The organism is Vibrio sp. YYF0003, assembly GCF_036350715.1.
In the GTDB taxonomy this organism is placed as follows: domain Bacteria; phylum Pseudomonadota; class Gammaproteobacteria; order Enterobacterales; family Vibrionaceae; genus Vibrio; species Vibrio natriegens.
Genome location: NZ_JAZDWA010000002.1, coordinates 212,290 through 229,024 on the forward strand (window position 1 = coordinate 212,290; position 16,735 = coordinate 229,024).

17 protein-coding genes and 1 pseudogene are annotated in these 16,735 nt (G+C 43.5%); 12 read left to right on the forward strand and 6 right to left on the reverse strand.

Annotated elements, in window-relative coordinates:
- Nucleotides 1–15 precede the first annotated feature (15 nt).
- Nucleotides 16–495, forward strand: coding sequence for a hypothetical protein (locus tag V1U08_RS07440; RefSeq protein ID WP_330470324.1), 480 nt, complete (start codon nucleotides 16–18; stop codon nucleotides 493–495).
- Between the two features lie 2 nt (nucleotides 496–497).
- On the opposite strand, the pseudogene V1U08_RS07445 reads toward V1U08_RS07440, so the two are convergent.
- Nucleotides 498–718 (reverse strand): annotated as a pseudogene (locus tag V1U08_RS07445) (DUF3653 domain-containing protein); the annotation flags it as partial.
- A gap of 944 nt (nucleotides 719–1,662) precedes the next feature.
- Here V1U08_RS07445 and V1U08_RS07450 point away from each other — a divergent pair.
- The gene (locus V1U08_RS07450) at nucleotides 1,663–1,842 is read left to right on the forward strand and encodes a hypothetical protein (RefSeq protein ID WP_330470325.1); all 180 of its coding nucleotides are present in this window, start codon (nucleotides 1,663–1,665) and stop codon (nucleotides 1,840–1,842) included.
- A 257-nt stretch (nucleotides 1,843–2,099) separates the two neighbouring features.
- On the opposite strand, the gene V1U08_RS07455 is transcribed toward V1U08_RS07450, so the two are convergent.
- The 3 genes from V1U08_RS07455 to V1U08_RS07465 form a co-directional block, all read right to left on the reverse strand.
- A complete protein-coding gene (locus V1U08_RS07455) occupies nucleotides 2,100–3,830 on the reverse strand; it encodes an ATP-binding protein (protein WP_330470326.1) in 1,731 nt (576 codons plus the stop codon).
- The gene (locus V1U08_RS07460; protein WP_243974002.1) at nucleotides 3,820–5,001 is read right to left on the reverse strand and encodes an FIST signal transduction protein; all 1,182 of its coding nucleotides are present in this window, start codon (nucleotides 4,999–5,001) and stop codon (nucleotides 3,820–3,822) included. The genes V1U08_RS07455 and V1U08_RS07460 overlap by 11 nt, the downstream gene beginning before the upstream one ends.
- Nucleotides 5,002–5,114: 113 nt before the next feature.
- Entirely contained in the window at nucleotides 5,115–5,471 is a 357-nt protein-coding gene (locus V1U08_RS07465) for a hypothetical protein (RefSeq protein WP_014231843.1), read from the reverse strand.
- Nucleotides 5,472–5,729: 258 nt separating this feature from the next.
- Here V1U08_RS07465 and ccoN point away from each other — a divergent pair, with 258 nt between their 5' ends.
- From ccoN to uspE, 10 genes are all read left to right on the forward strand, one after another.
- A complete protein-coding gene (gene ccoN / locus V1U08_RS07470) occupies nucleotides 5,730–7,157 on the forward strand; it encodes a cytochrome-c oxidase, cbb3-type subunit I (protein WP_020333287.1) in 1,428 nt (475 codons plus the stop codon).
- A 13-nt stretch (nucleotides 7,158–7,170) separates the two neighbouring features.
- A complete protein-coding gene (gene ccoO, locus V1U08_RS07475; protein WP_020333286.1) occupies nucleotides 7,171–7,791 on the forward strand; it encodes a cytochrome-c oxidase, cbb3-type subunit II in 621 nt (206 codons plus the stop codon).
- 9 nt (nucleotides 7,792–7,800) lie between these two features.
- Nucleotides 7,801–7,974, forward strand: a complete 174-nt coding sequence (locus V1U08_RS07480; protein WP_014231840.1) for a cbb3-type cytochrome oxidase subunit 3 — start codon at nucleotides 7,801–7,803, stop codon at nucleotides 7,972–7,974.
- A complete protein-coding gene (ccoP, locus tag V1U08_RS07485; protein WP_014231839.1) occupies nucleotides 7,974–8,948 on the forward strand; it encodes a cytochrome-c oxidase, cbb3-type subunit III in 975 nt (324 codons plus the stop codon). The genes V1U08_RS07480 and ccoP overlap by 1 nt, the downstream gene beginning before the upstream one ends.
- Nucleotides 8,949–9,053: 105 nt before the next feature.
- Nucleotides 9,054–9,530, forward strand: a complete 477-nt coding sequence (locus tag V1U08_RS07490) for a FixH family protein (RefSeq protein WP_014231838.1) — start codon at nucleotides 9,054–9,056, stop codon at nucleotides 9,528–9,530.
- 4 nt (nucleotides 9,531–9,534) lie between these two features.
- Entirely contained in the window at nucleotides 9,535–11,898 is a 2,364-nt protein-coding gene (locus V1U08_RS07495) for a heavy metal translocating P-type ATPase (protein ID WP_330470327.1), read from the forward strand.
- A 15-nt stretch (nucleotides 11,899–11,913) separates the two neighbouring features.
- Nucleotides 11,914–12,078: a cbb3-type cytochrome oxidase assembly protein CcoS gene (ccoS, locus tag V1U08_RS07500; protein WP_014231836.1), complete on the forward strand. Its 165-nt coding sequence runs from the start codon at nucleotides 11,914–11,916 to the stop codon at nucleotides 12,076–12,078.
- A gap of 8 nt (nucleotides 12,079–12,086) precedes the next feature.
- On the forward strand, nucleotides 12,087–12,764 hold the full coding sequence (locus V1U08_RS07505) for a sulfite exporter TauE/SafE family protein (RefSeq protein ID WP_065296839.1): 678 nt from the start codon (nucleotides 12,087–12,089) through the stop codon (nucleotides 12,762–12,764).
- Between the two features lie 90 nt (nucleotides 12,765–12,854).
- Nucleotides 12,855–13,601 carry an FNR family transcription factor gene (locus V1U08_RS07510; protein ID WP_014231834.1) on the forward strand — a complete coding sequence of 249 codons (747 nt, stop codon included), beginning with the start codon at nucleotides 12,855–12,857 and terminating at the stop codon, nucleotides 13,599–13,601.
- A gap of 180 nt (nucleotides 13,602–13,781) precedes the next feature.
- Nucleotides 13,782–14,729 (forward strand): universal stress protein UspE, encoded by a 948-nt coding sequence (gene uspE, locus V1U08_RS07515; protein WP_014231833.1) that lies wholly within the window; start codon nucleotides 13,782–13,784, stop codon nucleotides 14,727–14,729.
- Between the two features lie 112 nt (nucleotides 14,730–14,841).
- Here uspE and ttcA read toward each other — a convergent pair whose 3' ends face one another.
- Nucleotides 14,842–15,735, reverse strand: a complete 894-nt coding sequence (gene ttcA, locus V1U08_RS07520) for a tRNA 2-thiocytidine(32) synthetase TtcA (protein WP_020333282.1) — start codon at nucleotides 15,733–15,735, stop codon at nucleotides 14,842–14,844.
- A gap of 192 nt (nucleotides 15,736–15,927) precedes the next feature.
- Complete coding sequence (locus tag V1U08_RS07525; RefSeq protein ID WP_118118548.1) at nucleotides 15,928–16,587, reverse strand: DUF2987 domain-containing protein; 660 nt, start codon at nucleotides 16,585–16,587, stop codon at nucleotides 15,928–15,930.
- Nucleotides 16,588–16,735 lie beyond the last annotated feature (148 nt).

A 16,735-nucleotide genomic window follows, 5' to 3' on the forward strand; every position in this document is an offset into this window, starting at 1 on the left:
ATTCATGGAGACATTATGTCTGGAGTAGTAGAAAGTTCTATTAGTGTGGATGCGTACGCTCTCGCTGATACTGTAGTCAAAATAGGTTTGGGTGCATTTATTGGTGCAATCTTTGGTTATATCGGGCTAAAAAGCAATCAAAAACATGAAAACTCAAAATTGAAAAAGGAACGCTTCTACCAACAACAACAAGAAAAAAAACAAGTTTATATTGAGTTCCTCGCGCAATCTGAGTCGTTAATACAGCAGCATATATATAATACGACAACACCGGACACGCTTGTTTGCAGGGAACTAACCCGTTCCCATATTAATGTCACATTGATTTCAGAAGAAAACTTAAAAGTGATAGCTGACGAAACTTTACATGCAGTACTAAAGTTTGCCTCTTTACGCAACCAAGATGAATTTAGTGGGCTACTTAACCAAGCAAGGGGGGCTATGAATAAACTGCATGCAGCAGCTAAACTCGAACTATCAAAAAGCGATGATTAAACTTATTTCAGTTTAGTCGGCACCCATTTGGCGGCTTTCATTCGACGACCGCCACGAAACGGTAAGACGTTTTCTTTTTTAGGATAGACCTTAGGTTGGCTGATGTGACCATACATTTCGCCAAACTAAAGATGTTCGTCACGCAAAGCTTTCCAATTCCTTCGGGCTGAACTCACGACGGTGTGGTAACAATGGCTCGTTTCTCTCCGATTTTAAACCTAGACTAACGACGGCCATCGGGTAAACAACCCAACGCCACTTGGGCTCTGAAGCACAAAAAAGAGTAGGGAAGTCATGCGATTAACTCCACAAGTCGTCAATAAACATCCTAGTAAACCTAAGTTTTAGTGACCGCGTAACTTAAAGTCAATGAGATATCCACAAGACTCAGGTAGATGTGGTATCTGAATATGACGTGTATTCTCAGTCTGGTTTTTTCAGCTATATTTATCTTTAATATCACATTTAACAAGATGGGCTAGACAATGAAACTAGCATATTACGTAAACGATATAGCTCAAGATAATAGCGACCACGAGGTCCATAATAGTGGTGACCATGAAGTCCATAACTCGGGTTGTCCTCATTTTGATAGAATCCAATCCAAGACTTATTTAGGCTTATTTGATAATTGCGCTGAAGCAGTCATTGAAGCGAAGAAAAAATATGACCAGTCAAATGGTTGTTATTGGTGCTGCAACGACTGCCACATGACACACTAGTTAGAAACGGGAACTGTCTACAAACAAATCGCGCACGCACATCCTGATAGTAAGCTCCCAATAGAAATGAAGGCGACACTTGAAAAACACCAAGAGCTATACGCAGCAGGAACTTGGTGCAAGTGACGCCGTCAATAACGCCGGATTAAAGTTAAAGCGCTTTGAGTTCATGAGAATAAGCAGACAACATTTCACTGAACGCCAGCAATTCGGCAAGTCAGAAATGTTGAGAGCGTATCTACACAATGAGAACGCTATAAAATCAGAGCGTAAGAAGTTCAATCTCAAAGATGGCTTAATTGGAATATTCAGGCGAATTAGTATCAGAACTTTAAGAACGCCAACTTGAACTGAGAAACCAATCGAACTTTGGTTCAAGGATCTCGTTAGCTCAGAATACTGGAGGCAAGTAATAGAAAATCAATCCAGCTGTTCGGTTACTTGAATGAACAAGATGAATAAGCAAGATGCCGAGCCAACGCGCATGGTGTTGAACAAAACGAAAGAGTCATCGTTGGAACTTAATCGACGGATTAGATTTAAAGTTAATGATCGGTTTTCAAAAATTGGCCGTTGTGGTGACGTTGAAGTACTGCCGGACAAGACAATGGATAAAACCTGTTAAAGAAGAAAAAGCAAAATACGGTGTAATTGAGCTGACACGAGCAATGTTAATCTTTTAACCCTTTAGTGCGCATTATGTATATTATGTTAAATGGTGCATAACGCTACGCCAAATCTAGACTGATTTAACCTCCTATCCCTCTCTTATTTCAATTTCATCCAGGGTTTTGAGGCTTTCATTAAACATAATGGCTATTTACCATAAAATACTTAATATAGATCTTAATAATCTATCGATTGTTAAGATCTATATTAAGGCTAATCATTTTCTACAAACACTTGAATGGCTTCATAGATGTCTTGTCTACGGACTGGTTTGGAAATGAAGCTGTCCATACCGGCTTCTAAGCATTTGTCACGGTCACTTTCTAAAGCGTGTGCTGTTAATGCGATGATTGGAATCGTGATGCCTTTCTCTCGGATCAAGCGCGTTGCGGTAATGCCGTCCATGACTGGCATCGATACATCCATAAGTATAATGTCGATTGAGTCGCTGTTATCTTCCAGAAATGCTAGTGCTTCTTCACCATGGCTTGAGATGTGAACGTTATGTCCTAACTTGTTGAGAATTAATTTAATCACGAGCTGGTTTGAATGCGTATCTTCAACCACAAGTAAATTTAATGCTTTGACTGGGCTGTTTGCTTCAATTTTTACAGGACGATTTTGATGAAGCCTAGTCAATACCGGAATCTTTATTGTGAATGACGAGCCCACGTGTTCTTTACTATCAACTATGATGGTTCCGCGCATCATCTCTACTAAATGTTTGGTGATAGCCAGGCCTAATCCTGTTCCTCCGAAACGTCTGGTTATCGATCTGTCGCCTTGATGAAAAGCCGTGAATAAACGAGCTTGTTTGGCTTTTGATATACCAATGCCCGTGTCAGAGACGGAAATTATTAGCTCGTCTTTCTGTTCCAAAACCGAAACGCTCACTGTACCGCTGTCGGTGAATTTAATCGCGTTACCGATAAGATTAAATAAAACCTGAGATAACCTGGTCGAATCAATCCAATACTGTTTGTCTTGCGGTATGCGGCAATCAAGATTGAAGTTGAGGTTTTTGCTAATAGCTATTTGTTTTTGCTGGGAAATGACAAAAGTCACAGCGTCACTTAAATTGGTCCACTGTTCATGTAACTGAAAGCTACCCGACTCGATTTTAGAGAGATCCAGGATGTCACTTATGATTGCGAGAAGCAGTTCCGCAGAGCTCTCCATTTGACACAGCGCTTCGAACTGCTCGTTGGATAATGTTGATTGCCTTAATATATCGAGCATACCCAGAACGGAATTAAGCGGCGTTCGGATTTCATGGCTCATCATGGCCAGAAACTCGGACTTAGATTGGTTTGCGAGTTCAGCTTCTTCGCGTGCTTTAGCTAGCTCTGTTGTACGTACATCAACGATACGTTGTAACTTCTCTTTGGTCTCGATGTCTATTACCGCTCGCTCTATTAGAGGGCGAAAGCGTCGAAGTGTTTCTTTGTTTTCAATACTGAAGTGCCCTTTTTGTGCTCCAATTAATAGGATTATATTTTGAGTTACTTCAGAGCGAATGCCAGTCAGAATGACAGAGTTCACGTGGTTCTTGACGAATATATTTAAGTTAGAGAACTCGCCCAACCTTAATGGTTCGAACAGTAATATACATTCACCATTTAGCGCCCGCTCCATGGTGTTACCGTGTAACCAATTAACCGTATCGAATACGCTGTTCGTTGATATTAACGTTTTGAATGATTGCCTGTTATCGTCACGAGTAATAACGATAAAGTCTTCAAAGTTAATGTATTTTTTTAAGACCGTATTTAAGCCAGAGAAGATTTCATTGCGGGTTTTGGCTTCGCTCATGGCTGATATAGCCGAAAGAATGGCTTTGTTCTCGTCAGCGAGCAATTTTTCTCTATGCTTGGCTTGTTGTAACTCAACCAATGCTTCCTGCAAAGCTTCTTGCTGGTAGGTCTCTAAATATTTATCTTTCATAAGGCTTATGGAATATCGCTGATGAGATCATTAGGTTCCCATGTCCATTTTCGCCACCAATAAATCTTCCTTGTTCGCCAAAGGTAAATGGGCATATAAATGGCAGGTGTTCCAGTTCTTGGTTGATTTGTTCACAAACGCTGTTCATGTCTTGCTTCAAGTGCAACATGGGCCCTGCGCAAAAGATGTTGATGACGCCAATTTTACGAGATTCTTCTAGTTTTTGGTTGAAGGCGATATTCACAACTTTTGCCGCTCTGGCAAGCAAGTGTTCCCGACTCCCTTTCATTAAAGTGATCTCTTCTCCTTCGTCAATATCGGTAAAGAGTTCGATGCCTCCATCGGCGGTTTCTCTTATTGGGTGAGATAGTTTGTAGTAAGGCCGATCGTACAAATGACCTGCGACTCTTCCGATTGGGTATGCGCTGGAGTTAGTGAATAGCAGGTTGTCCTTACCTGTTTGATTTTGCTGGTGATTGGTCCATTGTCTATAGCGCTCTAGCGCAGGCTCACCGTCAATTTCTAACAGACAGCGTCCTGCGGTTTTGGTGGCAATACCTTTGATGTTGGTCGAGGTGTGTCCAGCACTAAAAGCGATATCTACATGTTGTGAGGAATAGAATAGAGTGAGACTCACGCCTGATTGTTGTTGGCCTTGCGCAGTAATAATGGACCAGTTTCCTTTAATATTATTATCGGCTGCCGAACCACCAATAATCGGTACTAATGTGCCAAACCTTTGATCGATAGATTCGATGATTGATTCTTCTCTGCCAGGCGTCGCGTGGAGAAGGATTAAGTCAGGTATTTCCCCTACTCGATCGGCATCTTCAAGTGCCATATCCAACGCGTGCATGACGCCTTCGTTTTGAGTGCAGTGAGAAATGCCAGTACCGTATGCATGTGGGCCGTGATCGTAAATAGCCAATGCGGCGATAACTGGCCCGGAATGAAAACCTTGGTCTGTCATTACCGCTTGGCAAGAACTGGCTCCATGGAAAGGCGTATCAGGAAAATTCTTGAGTAGAGCTGTACGTATTAGCTCAGAGTCATACTCTTCTGTGTAATAACAGATGACGTATGCTGGGTTCTTTTGAGTCAACTCAGAACGCAGCTTTTTAACGGCTGAATGTTCATCTGTGATATGAGTAAAAACTGATTGGCACTGCATACGCTTTTAATATTGTTCATGACTCTGTTGTTATACCACTCCTACCGATTTTCACTAAGTAAGAAGGTTTAATTTTCTTAAACAAATTCCAATTATCGCGGCTGATCTCCAATTTATAAATGCACTAAGACAATATTTTGATTTACGCTGAGCTTAATAACTTTGCTTGGTGAAATAGACTTCCATTCAATATTTTGATTAATGTCCTTTACATTAATAAATTCACCTGATTGATCTAGATCAATTTTCAGAGTGCTACTTTCTAGCGTTTCGATTGAAATTCCCTTTGAGTCACGATTAATTGTGATTCTTTCCCCCGATATTGTTAATTCACATCGCTCTTTTTGTGAGCAGTCGATGCTTTTGGGCGTCTCGTGGGTAAAGGTTCGCCATAAAAATGCGCCAACTAAAACACTGAGCATGATTAAGATTTGTGCGAGTCTCGCCTTTGTTAACTTTTGTGCCGGCATAAATACCAATATCCTTGTTACAAACTTCAAACTTTTTAAATAAAAAATGTGTTCCCGAGCTTCATTAAGGTTACTACCCTGTCATTGAATTGTTAATTCAAGTATAGTGTCGAGCTGAAAATGCCACTTTTTATTAAAGTCAGCAATGGAAATAAAGTGATGATAACACTTGAATTCTAGAGTTTACTTGGGTGGTGTTACGACGCAAGTCGTGTTGGAAGTAAAAGTGTAGTTAATTAGAAATTGGAAGCATGCATAATGAGCCAAGTAAAGCAGCTTGAACAAAACTACAACTATACAGTCGTTCGCCAATTTACCCTTGTGACCATTTTATGGGGCATAGTTGGTATGGCTGTTGGTGTTTTGATTGCCGCTCAATTAGTTTGGCCACAGCTAAACTTTGATACGCCGTGGTTGACGTACAGTCGTTTACGTCCGCTGCATACTAATGCGGTAATTTTTGCGTTTGGTACCAGTGCTCTGTTCGCAACATCTTATTATGTTGTTCAGCGTACTTGTCAAACACGTCTTTTTGGTGGCCCACTCGTTGCCTTCACCTTTTGGGGTTGGCAATTAATCATCTTAGCCGCAGCAATTACTCTACCACAGGGGATGACCACCTCTAAAGAGTACGCTGAGCTAGAATGGCCTATTGATATCGCAATCGCGATTGTATGGGTTTCGTACGCAGTGGTGTTCTTCGGAACATTGGTAAAACGTAAGACCTCCCACATTTATGTGGCGAACTGGTTCTTCGGCGCGTTTATCATCACCGTAGCAGTACTTCACATCGTGAACAGCATGGCAGTTCCTGTTTCCTTGACTAAATCGTACTCGATTTATTCTGGAGCAGTGGATGCGATGGTTCAATGGTGGTATGGACACAATGCGGTAGGTTTCCTACTGACCGCTGGTTTCCTAGGTATGATGTACTACTTCGTCCCTAAACAAGCTGAACGTCCTGTTTATTCTTACCGTTTATCTATCGTTCACTTCTGGGCATTGATCTCTCTATACATTTGGGCTGGTCCTCACCACCTTCACTATACTGCGCTACCTGACTGGACTCAGTCTTTGGGTATGGTGATGTCATTGGTTCTATTTGCTCCATCTTGGGGTGGTATGATCAACGGTATCATGACGCTGTCTGGTGCTTGGCATAAACTTCGTTATGACCCTATCCTACGTTTCCTAATTGTGTCGTTGTCTTTCTACGGTATGTCTACCTTCGAAGGCCCGATGATGGCAATCAAGACAGTAAACGCACTTTCTCACTACACCGACTGGACCATTGGTCACGTTCACTCTGGTGCTTTGGGCTGGGTTGCTATGGTGTCTATCGGTTCGGTTTACCACTTGGTACCTCGCTTGTTCGGCCAAGAGCGTATGTACTCTGTTGGTTTGGTTAACGTGCATTTCTGGTTAGCAACAATCGGTACGGTTCTATACATCGTAGCGATGTGGATCTCTGGTGTTATGCAAGGCCTAATGTGGCGCGCAGTTAACTCTGACGGTACTCTGACTTACAGCTTTGTTGAGTCGGTACAAGCGTCATACCCATTCTATTTTGTACGTTTCCTAGGTGGTTTAATCTTCCTATCAGGTATGATTCTAATGGCATACAACACGTACAAAACAGTGACTGCACCTAAAGAGAGCCTTAAGGCTATCCCACATCCGGCATAAGGAGATTTAAAGAATGAGTAATAATTCTAATAATCGCCATGAATTCCTAGAACGTAATGTCGGTTTGTTGGCTATTTTTATTGTTTTTGCTATCAGTTGGGGCGCGCTTGTTGAAATCACGCCTCTGATTTTCCAAAAACAAACTACTGAGCCTGTAGAAAACCTACGCGCTTATACGCCTCTTGAAATGGAAGGCCGTGATCTATACATCCGTGAAGGTTGTAGCGTTTGTCACAGCCAGATGGTACGTCCTTTCCGTTCAGAAACTGAGCGTTACGGTCACTACTCTGTTGCGGGTGAAAGCGTTTGGGAACACCCTTTCCTTTGGGGCTCTAAGCGTACTGGTCCAGATCTGGCTCGTGTAGGTGGTCGTTATTCTGACGAGTGGCACCGTGTTCACCTAATTGATCCACGTGAACTTGTTCCAGAATCAAACATGCCTGGTTTCCCATGGTTAGCTGAAAACGTCTTAGACGGCAGTTTGACACAGAAGAAACTTGAGTTGTTCCGTGATCAGTTCGGTGTTCCATATACAGATGAACAGATCGCGAATGCGGCTAAAGAAGTAGAAGGTAAAACAGAGATGGATGCAATCATCGCTTACCTTCAGTCTCTTGGTCATGCAATGAAGTAAGGGGGACGTATGGATTTCGGTACGATTCATAGTGTTTATACCGTTGTGCTCTTCGCCAGTTTTATCGGCATTGTATGGTGGGCATTTAGTAAGAAACGTAAATCGCGTTTCGAAGAAGATGCTTACCTGGTCTTTGCTGACGAAGAACAAGCGACCCCACATAACCAAGGAGTGAAGAAGTAATGACTACATTCTGGAGTCTCTGGATTATCGTGATTACTATCGGTACGCTAGTAGGCTGTGCAATCCTCCTGACTTGGTGCGCCAAAGATAAAATGGGCGTCGAGGAAGGGGCTGACATGGGCCACGAGTACGATGGTATTCGCGAGCTAAACAACCCGCTACCTAAGTGGTGGACTTACCTTTTTGTGAGTACTTTCGTGTTTTCTGCGGTGTACCTTGCTCTGTTCCCGGGTTTAGGAAGCTTTAAAGGCTTTTTGAACTGGGAGAGCTCGGCTCAAGAAGTACGTTCACTTGAGGAATCAAAACAAGCCATCGCTGCGGCACAAGAGAACAAACAACTTAACCAATACGCTAAAGAGCTTGATGACGCGGATGCTTACTTTGGTGAAGCTTTCCGTAAGCTAGCACACAACGAAAACGGCTTACGCCCTGTTCCGGAAATTGCTAACGATCCTGAAGCGCTTAAAGTTGGTCAACGTTTGTTCTTACAAAACTGTTCACAATGTCATGGCTCAGATGCACGTGGTCAGCAAGGTTTCCCTAACCTGACTGATAACGCATGGCTGTATGGCGGTGAACCGCAAGCAATCGTAACTACCATCATGCATGGTCGTGTTGGCCAAATGCCAGCATGGAAAGATGCGCTTGGTGAAGAAGGCGTTCAAGAAGTGGTTAGCTACGCGCTTAGCCTTTCTGGTCGTAAAGTGAATGCTCGTGAAGCAGCAGCAGGTAAAGCACGCTTTGTTGTATGTGCGGCGTGTCACGGTACAGATGGTAAAGGTAACCCAGCAGTGGGTGCGCCTGACCTGACTGACCAAGACTGGTTGTTTGGTGATTCACGTGCAGCAGTTACTGAAACTGTTATGAATGGCCGTTCTGGTGTCATGCCTGCCTGGAAAGATATTCTAGGTGAAGACAAGATCCAGTTGGTTGCATCATATGTCTGGAGCTTAAGCAACTCCGAGAGTAAATAACCAAGATATTCAGTAACATTACAATAACAGCCCCTTTCATAGGGGCTGTCTTTCCTTTAAATTTAAAGCCTCCTATTTTTTCATTTAGCTGTTGAGAACTTTTTTATGGTAAAGCCTTGGTATAAACAATTTTGGCCGTGGTTCCTGATTATCCTTCCTCTTATTGTTATTGGCTGGACAATCGTGACAGTGGTTATCTTCTCAAATAACTCTGTTTCTTTAGTTGCCGAGGATTACTATAAAAAAGGTAAAGGGATTAACATCGACATCAGTAAAATGAATGTCGCTCGTGACCTGAATCTTAACGCGCATATTTCGTCTAATAGCAACACGGTTGTTATTCACTTTGATAAAGGCGAGTTGGCGCACTACCCAGCTTTAACCGCCACCTTTACTCATCGCACACTTCCTGATCGCGACTTTTCGAAGTTAATTACTGCGGACGCTTCTGGCAATTACCGATTAACACCAGACGAAGATATCCTTGGTCCTTGGTTCATTGAGCTACAACCACACGACAAGCAATGGATGATTCAAGGTAAAGTTGAGTTTCCTGCCGCTGACACTGTTTTGATGAAGTAATCCTATGTGTAAATCCTGTTATCACTGCGGTGAAGATGTACCAGCCAACACGGATTTTAAGGTAGAAATACTTGGTGAAGTCCGTGATATGTGCTGCCCTGGTTGTCAGACAGTGGCACAAACGATCATTGATAGTGGTCTCGTCTCCTATTACCAGTACCGTACAGCGCCAGCTGAAAAAGCAGATCTCGTACCAGAGCAACTTCAAGCGCTGATTCACTACGATAATGAAGATGTCCAGTCTGAGTTTGTTCGTAATCACGACAATGTTTCTGAAGTGACACTCTCCCTAGATGGTGTCTCTTGCGCAGCTTGTGCATGGTTGATCGAAAAACAAGTCTCCAACACCAAAGGTTTGGTTTCTATTCGCGTTAATACAACGACAAACCGCGCTTTACTTGCTTGGGATAAAACGCAAGTTCGTTTGAGTGAGTTGCTTGCCGCGATTCATAAGTTGGGCTATAAGGCCGCACCATTTGAAGCGGACGTTCAAGAAGCCTCTTATCATCAAATGATGAAGCAATACCTTTACCGCTTAGGCATTGCAGGCCTCGCTACCATGCAGGTCATGATGCTCGCAGTGGCGTTGTATCTGGAAGTTTTTGGTGACCTGGAACCAGAGTTTAAAAACTACTTTCGCTGGGTCAGCCTGATATTCGCCACACCTGTGCTTCTCTACTCTGCACTTCCTTTCTATCTCAATGCCTGGCGAAGCATCAAAGGACGTACATTGGGTATGGATGTGCCCGTCTCGATCGCCCTCATTTTTGCCTATGTCGCCAGCCTGGTCGCCACGTTTACCGAGCAAGGAGAAGTCTTTTTCGAATCGATTTCGATGTTTACTTTCTTCCTTCTTGTAGGGCGTTTCCTGGAGATGCGTGCTCGTCGTAAAGCAGCAGCGGCAAGTGGTAACCTGCTTAAGTTGATTCCAGCTATTGCGACGACCTTAGAGGGCGGGCAAATTCCAGTAAAGACACTGAAAATTGGTGATCGCATTCGCGTTCTGCCTGGTGAGCATATTCCGGCTGACGGTAAAGTCATTTCTGGCCGCATTCATATCGATGAATCCATGCTAACCGGTGAGTCAGTTCATGTGGTTAAGAAAGAAGGCGATGCTGTTTTTGCGGGAACGCTTAATGGCGACGAATCGTTTGAACTTGAAGTGACGAGCTCTAAAGCGGACTCCGTCATTTCAAACATTGTACGCCTGCAAGATGAAGCTCAGCATTCGAAGCCAAAAATTGCAGAAATCGCAGATGTGGTAGCCCGTTACTTTGTTGGCGCGATACTGATTATTTCGGCAGGTACATGGTTGTATTGGCACCAAACAAAACCTGATGATGCGTTCTGGATCATGCTGTCAGTGTTGGTAGCGACCTGCCCTTGTGCACTGTCTTTGGCAACACCAACAGCGTTGACTTGTGCGACGTCAAGAATGGGTAACTTCGGTATTTTACTGCGTAAGGGCCACGTTTTTGAAACATTATGCAAAGTGAATCACCTTGTCGTCGATAAAACTGGAACCCTGACAAAAGGTGATATCGAAATCAGCCGTACGAGTGTTTTTGGTGAAATTTCCGAGTCTGAAAGTCTCGCACTAGCCGCTGCACTGGAAGCTCATGCTAACCACCCTATTGCCCGTTCATTTGCGCAGTACGCGAACGAAGATGTGGTTGTGTCAGAGGTGAAAAACGTTATTGGCTCTGGTATCGAAGGCTTATGGAACGGTAAAGACGTGAAAATCGGCAGCGCCGCGTTTGTCGTCAATGAAGGCTGTGATGAAAGTAACGCAGTGTATTTGTCGGTCAACGGAGAACATGCCGCGACGTTTTATTATCGTGATCCAATTCGTGAAGAAAGTCAGGCCTTTATCCAGCGTTTTGCCGAAGCAGGTATCAAGACCACATTACTTACTGGCGATTCAATACAAAATGCTCAGCCTGTTGCGGATGAAATCGGTATCGACCATGTGATCGCATCTGCAAAACCAGAAGACAAACTCGCGTATCTTAAGAGCCTCGATAGTGATGACATTACCATGATGGTTGGTGATGGTATCAACGATGCGCCGACACTGGCTGGCGCTCACCTGTCGGTAGCGATGGGCGGTGGTACAGACGTAGCAAAAGCATCCGCTGATATGACGCTACTGGGTGATAATCTGGAGAAATTATTAGAAGCTCGTTTGCTTGCGCTTCGTACAAGAAAAATCATCCGAGAAAACTTGGCTTGGTCTTTGGGCTACAACCTGTTAATTTTGCCGCTGGCGGTTGCGGGATTAGTTGCACCGTATGTTGCCGTTGTCGGGATGTCTGCAAGCTCAATTATCGTGGTATCCAACTCGTTGCGACTTCTAAAAGAGAAATAAATAGAGAAAGCTAACATGGAAAGCATATATATCTTAATTCCCATTGCCATTGTTCTGGTATGCGTTGCTGTCGCTATTTTCCTTTGGGCTGTCCGCAGTGATCAGTTTGAAGATCTCGAGCGTCAAGGTCACAACATTCTTCTTGATGAAGAAGACAAATCAGACAATAAGAAATCGTAACTTTCTCTATGAATCCTGATTTTATTGGAGCATTAATGATCGGACTCGTTGGGTCCGGTCACTGTATGGGCATGTGTGGTGGCATTGCCTCTCTCCTCTCACTGGGCTCGTCACAAGACAAAAGTTCCCCCCTCATTCCACTGTTCTACAACATGGGCCGACTATCCAGCTACGCCTTGTTTGGCGCACTTATTGGTGGCGCTATTTCTGGATTGAGTGAACTAAGCGGGTTAGCGCATTCTCTTGCTTGGCTTCGCTTAGTCGCAGCAATATTTATGATTTTAGTCGCTCTTTATGTGGCTAAGTGGTGGCAAGGTCTACTCGTGGTGGAAAAACTCGGTCAGAGCCTTTGGAAGTTTATATCTCCTGCTGGCAAGAGTCTGCTTCCGTTAAAAAGCGCAATTCATGCACTGCCGTTCGGTTTTGTTTGGGGATGGCTACCATGTGGCTTGGTTTATTCGGCATTGACGTGGTCGGCTGTTTCCGGAAGTGCAGTAAACGGTGGTTTGATCATGCTCGCCTTTGGCGTGGGGACCCTTCCTTCGATGCTTGCTGTGAGTTACGGGGCAAGCTACTTTCAGAAACTACAAAAATCATTAATATTTAGAAACATCTCTGCATTAATTCTTATTAGTTATGGAACGTATACTGCGGCGGGTGCCATGCAAATGCTTGGTTTCATATAACTTGAAAGTCTATACCCACAATATTTTTGCTATCCTTTAGGATTAAGCAGTGCTAAAATATTGATGTATATCAAATAGTGAAAGGTTGTTATGATTTCTGAAAAACCTGCAACAAAGCGTGTCCAATCAGGTGGTTGTGCAATTCACTGCCAAGATTGTAGCATCAGTCAGTTGTGTATCCCATTCACTCTGAATGAATCTGAACTTGATCAGCTTGACCAAATCATTGAGCGTAAAAAGCCGATTCAAAAAGGCCAAGAGCTATTCAAAGCGGGCGATGAGCTTAAGTCTTTGTACGCTATCCGTTCTGGCACAATCAAGAGCTATACAATCACTGAACAAGGTGACGAGCAAATCACGGCGTTTCACTTAGCTGGTGACCTCGTGGGCTTTGACGCGATTACTGGTGACTGCCACCCAAGTTTTGCCCAAGCGTTAGAAACGTCGATGGTTTGTGAAATTCCATACGAAATTCTAGACGACTTGTCAGGTAAGATGCCTAAACTACGTCAGCAAATTATGCGTTTGATGAGTAACGAAATCAAAGGCGATCAGGAGATGATCCTGCTGCTTTCTAAGAAGAACGCTGAAGAGCGTCTGGCTGCATTCCTGTACAACCTATCAACACGCTTTTCTCAACGTGGCTTTAGTCCTAGAGAGTTCCGCCTAACGATGACTCGTGGTGATATTGGTAACTACCTTGGTCTGACCGTTGAAACGATCAGCCGTCTGTTGGGACGTTTCCAAAAATCTGAGATCTTAAGTGTAAAAGGTAAATATATCACTATCTTAGATCACGATGCGCTAATGGAACTTGCAGGCGTCACAACAGAGTAACCTCTCCTATTACTTGATGTGGCTTTTAGCTGAGCCACATCATGTTTCTCGCAAAATCCCTTCAAAAGTCCTCAAAATCTTCTTCAAACTGAGCTACATTAAAAATATACAGTGAGTACTCCAATATACTGATTTACTTTATATTCAGTAATTGGTCTTGCAATAAAAGTGGGCTTAGATATGAGTATATACAGTAAGATTCTAGTTGTTGCTAACATCAATAGTGATGATCAGCCGGCACTCGCAAGAGCAGTTCAATTAGCTCAAAAAAGCGTATCAAGAAGCCGAATTACTTTCTTTTTATCCATCTATGATTTTTCGTATGACATGACTTCAATGTTATCGGTGGATGAACGAGATGCGATGCGCCGTGGCGTTATCCATCAGCGTGAGCAGTGGATGCGTAAAATTGCTCAGCCATATTTAGACGACAGCTTTGACTTTGACGTGTGTGTGGTTTGGCACAATCGCCCTTACGAAGCCATCATAGGTGAAGTGTTTGCAGGCAGTCACGATCTGTTGATTAAGGGCACTCGAAAACATGATGTCTTAGAGTCTGTGATTTTCACACCTACAGACTGGCATTTGCTGCGTAAGTGCCCTATCCCGGTACTGCTTATCAAAAATGCGGACTGGCCGGAGCACGCTAATATTCTGGCTTCTGTTCACATTGGCTCTGAAAACGAAACGCACATTGACTTAAATGACTCGATGGTTGAACGTTTGAAAGAGATGTCCGGCCGTTTGAATGCCGAACCGTTCCTTGTTAACGCGTATCCGGTGACGCCAGCGAATATCACCATCGAGCTACCAGAATTTGACCCAACAACGTACACAGATGCTGTTCGTGGCCATCACCTAACCGCGATGAAAGCCCTTCGACAAAAACATGGGCTGAATGAAGAGCAAACAATCGTTGAGCAAGGATTGCCTGAAGATGTTATCCCTGCAGCTGCAGAGCGTTTAAATGCGGCGATGGTTATTTTGGGTACGACTGGTCGTACAGGGCTTTCAGCCGTCTTTATTGGTAATACGGCTGAGCATGTGATTGATAAGATCAACTGTGATGTTCTCGCATTGAAACCAAAAGGTTACATCAGCCCACTGGATCCAAACGAGGCGACTTAATCTAGCCATTCAATAGCTATCAAAAATCCCCCATTTAGGAGGATTTTTATTCATCGGGTACAAAACTAAAAAAGGAAGGCACTGCGGCCTTCCTTTTCTTAATTTATTTCAATCAGATGTTTGTCACATCAATGAACATAGATTCATCAATGTTCGTTGAAGAGACTACCGCTTCATTGAACTCGTACTCTTCACGGTTACCTTCGCGATCGAGTGGAAGGTTAACAAAGTCAAACAACTCTTTATCAGCCAATTGGCTTGGGCTTACGTTCTGAATTGATTTGAAAATCGCTTCGACGCGTCCAGGAGTCTTCTTATCCCATTCAATCAACATTGCTTTGATCGATTGGCGCTGCAAGTTCTCTTGAGAACCACACAAGTTACAAGGAATGATTGGGAAATCTTTGTGCTCTGCGTATTTGATTAAATCTTTTTCACGGCAGTACGTCAGTGGACGGATAACCACATTTCGACCATCATCCGAACGCAGCTTTGGAGGCATTGCCTTTAGACGCGAACCATGGAACATGTTTAGGAACATGGTTTCAACGATGTCGTCCATGTGGTGACCTAGAGCAAGCTTAGTCGCACCTATTTTCTCAGCAAAAGAATAAAGTGTACCGCGACGCAGACGTGAACACAGGCCACACGTCGTCTTACCTTCTGGCACTTTTTCTTTTACAACCGAGTAAGTATCCTTGTCTACGATGTAGTAAGGGATATCAAGCGTTTCGAAATACTCTGGAAGAATATGTTCTGGGAAGCCTGGCTGTTTCTGGTCGAGGTTTACTGCAACCACTTCAAACTTAATTGGAGCAGCTTTTTGAAGATTCAGCAGGATATCCAGCATCGCAAATGAATCTTTACCACCACTTATACATGCCATGACAACATCACCTTCTTCAATCATGTTGTATTCGGTAATGGCATTTCCAACATTTCTTCTCAGGCGTTTCTGAAGCTTGTTGAATTCAAGGGTTTCTTTTCTTGTATCTTTCTGGTTCATTGCGAGCTCTCACATCGCCGATAAAATCGACGGTAGGACTTCCTAAGGTGGTTTTCTATGGGGCGTGGATTATACGGTCTTTTTACTTAGGATTAAATATTTGTCTTAATTGAGAACGGATAAATCCATTGTTTTGTTTATCCTAAAACGAAAAAAGCCGCTGTAGCGGCTCTTCGATAAGATGGATGCGGCTTATTTCGCCTTGGGTAGATAAGGCAGAACTCGCATGGTTGGCTCTGGCAGCGTCATCGTCCCACCCTCACCGATCTCGCTCAAAGCAACTTGTACTTTGCCATTTAAAATTGGCTTTTCTGTTCCGTTAGAGAATAAAATCGTGCTATCCAGGCCATTGCTGAATTCCATCGTCACGCCTTGCACATCAGGTGTAAACCAGCCAGCAAACATGCCGCCTAAGTCTTCTAACATGCTTTGCATCTGAGGCATTAATGGCGCTAACTGTTCATAGGATACGTTACCCTGTAATGGTTCTTTCGTCATAACAACCAATGAGTAATCGCAGCGAGTGTCTATAGGAGTCTGAACGAAGACCAAAGGATTCGCCGATTTAAGGTTTTTATCGATTGGAAGCGGAAGTTCTTTGGAGGCTGGAATAACGAATTCTTCGTAGTGCTCTTCTTTTTCCATCCAGGCTTTTTCAATGTTACACAGCTGCTTAGTATCTGCGTTAACGAAAAATACGCCGACTTTTACATCGTCGTGGCCTTCCTTGTTGTTATTCTTTAACTGAGTGTAAAGCTTCGAATAGGTAAACATGTATTCTTGAGCTTGTGTTGCAGGGGCCGCTAACATTAGCGCCGCTGTACCCAGTAGACTTAGGCTTAACTTTTTCATTTGAACCGTTGATTTATTTTAGTTTGTGTCATTGTGTTCGTGCTCAATATTGGTTTGAGCAATGCTGAGCATTCTTATAACACCTTTACCGCGTTAAGTTACGTGATTAGTAACAAAACGAGAGGTTCCCCACGCAGATTCTTATTCA